General features: G+C 47.1%; 17 tRNA genes and 1 pseudogene. 17 read left to right on the top strand and 1 reads right to left on the bottom strand.

Features of this window, described 5'->3' with window-relative positions:
• Positions 1–53: 53 nt before the first annotated feature.
• The 17 genes from GEZ89_RS09425 (at position 54) to GEZ89_RS09345 (ending at position 1,549) form a co-directional block, all read left to right on the top strand.
• Positions 54–126, top strand: a tRNA-Val gene (locus GEZ89_RS09425).
• A 2-nt stretch (positions 127–128) separates the two neighbouring features.
• Positions 129–201: transfer RNA gene (locus GEZ89_RS09420), tRNA-Asp, on the top strand.
• A 24-nt stretch (positions 202–225) separates the two neighbouring features.
• A tRNA-Lys gene (locus tag GEZ89_RS09415) sits at positions 226–298 on the top strand.
• Between the two features lie 5 nt (positions 299–303).
• A tRNA-Leu gene (locus tag GEZ89_RS09410) sits at positions 304–385 on the top strand.
• Positions 386–397: 12 nt separating this feature from the next.
• Positions 398–470 (top strand) — tRNA-Thr (locus tag GEZ89_RS09405).
• A gap of 27 nt (positions 471–497) precedes the next feature.
• Positions 498–569 (top strand) — tRNA-Gly (locus GEZ89_RS09400).
• A 7-nt stretch (positions 570–576) separates the two neighbouring features.
• Positions 577–662 (top strand) — tRNA-Leu (locus GEZ89_RS09395).
• A gap of 8 nt (positions 663–670) precedes the next feature.
• A tRNA-Arg gene (locus GEZ89_RS09390) sits at positions 671–744 on the top strand.
• Between the two features lie 16 nt (positions 745–760).
• Positions 761–834: transfer RNA gene (locus GEZ89_RS09385), tRNA-Pro, on the top strand.
• A gap of 5 nt (positions 835–839) precedes the next feature.
• Positions 840–913 (top strand) — tRNA-Met (locus GEZ89_RS09380).
• Positions 914–926: 13 nt separating this feature from the next.
• Positions 927–1,000: transfer RNA gene (locus GEZ89_RS09375), tRNA-Ile, on the top strand.
• Between the two features lie 11 nt (positions 1,001–1,011).
• A tRNA-Ser gene (locus tag GEZ89_RS09370) sits at positions 1,012–1,101 on the top strand.
• Positions 1,102–1,111: 10 nt separating this feature from the next.
• A tRNA-Met gene (locus GEZ89_RS09365) sits at positions 1,112–1,185 on the top strand.
• Positions 1,186–1,188: 3 nt separating this feature from the next.
• Positions 1,189–1,261, top strand: a tRNA-Phe gene (locus GEZ89_RS09360).
• Positions 1,262–1,274: 13 nt separating this feature from the next.
• Positions 1,275–1,345, top strand: a tRNA-Gly gene (locus GEZ89_RS09355).
• A gap of 36 nt (positions 1,346–1,381) precedes the next feature.
• Positions 1,382–1,455 (top strand) — tRNA-Ile (locus GEZ89_RS09350).
• Positions 1,456–1,461: 6 nt separating this feature from the next.
• Positions 1,462–1,549, top strand: a tRNA-Ser gene (locus tag GEZ89_RS09345).
• A gap of 176 nt (positions 1,550–1,725) precedes the next feature.
• Here the strand turns inward: GEZ89_RS09345 and GEZ89_RS09340 are convergent.
• Positions 1,726–2,363, bottom strand: a pseudogene (locus GEZ89_RS09340) (transposase); the annotation flags it as partial.

Genomic DNA, 2,363 nt, shown 5'->3' with positions numbered 1-2,363 from the left:
CCGGAAGTAGTTGGGGGTTGCCCCCTGTGAGATAAGGAAGTCGCTTAGCTAAAGGGAGTTTAGCTCAGCTGGGAGAGCATCTGCCTTACAAGCAGAGGGTCAGCGGTTCGATCCCGTTAACTCCCATAGGTCCCGTAGTGTAGCGGTTATCACGTCGCCCTGTCACGGCGAAGATCGCGGGTTCGATTCCCGTCGGGACCGTTTAAGATAACGTAAGTTATTTTAGACTCGTTAGCTCAGTTGGTAGAGCAATTGACTTTTAATCAATGGGTCACTGGTTCGAGCCCAGTACGGGTCATCATTGCGGGTTTGGCGGAATTGGCAGACGCACCAGATTTAGGATCTGGCGCTTAACGGCGTGGGGGTTCAAGTCCCTTAACCCGCATAATAGAAATAAGCCGGCTTAGCTCAGTTGGTAGAGCATCTGATTTGTAATCAGAGGGTCGCGTGTTCAAGTCATGTAGCCGGCATTTTTTTAATATAACCAAGAGGTCGATGCGAACGTAGTTCAGTGGTAGAACACCACCTTGCCAAGGTGGGGGTCGCGGGTTCGAATCCCGTCGTTCGCTTAGAGAGGCCGGGGTGGCGGAACTGGCAGACGCACAGGACTTAAAATCCTGCGATTGGTAACGATCGTACCGGTTCGATCCCGGTCCTCGGCATATAATGAGCACCCTTAGCTCAACTGGATAGAGTACCTGACTACGAATCAGGCGGTTAGAGGTTCGACTCCTCTAGGGTGCATTTTTTCTATTTAACTCGGGAAGTAGCTCAGCTTGGTAGAGTACTTGGTTTGGGACCAAGGTGTCGCAGGTTCGAATCCTGTCTTCCCGATTGATGGCGGTGTAGCTCAGCTGGCTAGAGCGTCCGGTTCATACCCGGGAGGTCGGGGGTTCGATCCCCTTCGCCGCTATAATGATCTTGTTGGACCTTTAGCTCAGCTGGTTAGAGCTCTCGGCTCATAACCGAGTGGTCGTAGGTTCAAGTCCTACAAGGTCCATTAAATACTATGGAGGATTACCCAAGTCCGGCTGAAGGGAACGGTCTTGAAAACCGTCAGGCGTGTAAAAGCGTGCGTGGGTTCGAATCCCACATCCTCCTTTATTATTAACGCGGGATGGAGCAGCTCGGTAGCTCGTCGGGCTCATAACCCGAAGGTCGTAGGTTCAAATCCTGCTCCCGCAATAAGGCTCGGTAGCTCAGTTGGTAGAGCAATGGATTGAAGCTCCATGTGTCGGCGGTTCGATTCCGTCTCGCGCCATATTTGTTTTTATGCGGGTGTAGTTTAGTGGTAAAACTACAGCCTTCCAAGCTGTTGTCGCGAGTTCGATTCTCGTCACCCGCTTTGAACATTTAGTTCATTTACCAAGTTATTTAACTTGGGCGCGTAGCTCAGGTGGTTAGAGCGCACGCCTGATAAGCGTGAGGTCGGTGGTTCGAGTCCACTCGTGCCCATTAATAGGAGAATTACTCAAGAGGCTGAAGAGGACGGTTTGCTAAATCGTTAGGTCGGGTAACTGGCGCAAGGGTTCGAATCCCTTATTCTCCGTAGTTGAAGAGCTTAAAAGCTCTTTTTTTGACTTTAAAAGGCTCTTTTCTACCATTTGTCAAGTATATCAAGGGCCTTAAGTAAAAAAAAAGAGATAAGACAGTAGCTATTCTGAGGTTACTGTCTTATTTTTACCACTTATTGATCCATAAAAGGGCACGCTAAAAAACACCTCATGTTGAAGCTATTGTCGATTGTCTTTTTCGTTTCTCATAAAAGTCGGCGATATGGCAGGGATTGGTATGACTAGCTGAAGCGATGTTATGAATGCACTTGAACAAGATTTTTCTGGCATAGGGATTACCTCGCTTAGTAATGTGTTCCTTGGCGAGAAAGTTCCCAGATTCATAGTGTCTCAGGTCAATGCCAATAAAAGCGTTGATTTGATTGGTAGACTGAAAGCGACGAATATCTCCCAATTCGCCAATGATAGATGTCGCTGTGGTTTCTGCGATGCCAGGAATTGATCGTAAGATGTCATACTCTGGTAAAGGCTGAGCTAGAGCTACCATGTCGTCTAAGACAACCTGTCTGTGCTCAGAAAGACGAAGCAATTCTTGAGCATAGTAACGAACCTCTTCAAGCATTGGGGAGATTTTCTTGACCGCACAAAAAGATTGTTTAGCGAGTTTTATAAGTTTATCAGTCAGATAAGCAATACGCTTTTCAGAGATTCGTTTGGAGGTAGATTGACGGATAATCTTACACAATTCATTTTGAGATAGGTTTAATACAAACTCTTTGCATGGAAAAGCCATCACTAAATTCCAATATTGCTCTCCAGTTGGTGTGGATAAGAGATTTTCCAATTCAG

The organism is Streptococcus mitis, assembly GCF_009496285.1.
GTDB lineage: Bacteria > Bacillota > Bacilli > Lactobacillales > Streptococcaceae > Streptococcus > Streptococcus mitis_BP.
The sequence above is the reverse complement of the archived record's forward strand: the minus strand, read 5'-3'. Positions and strand labels throughout refer to the sequence as shown.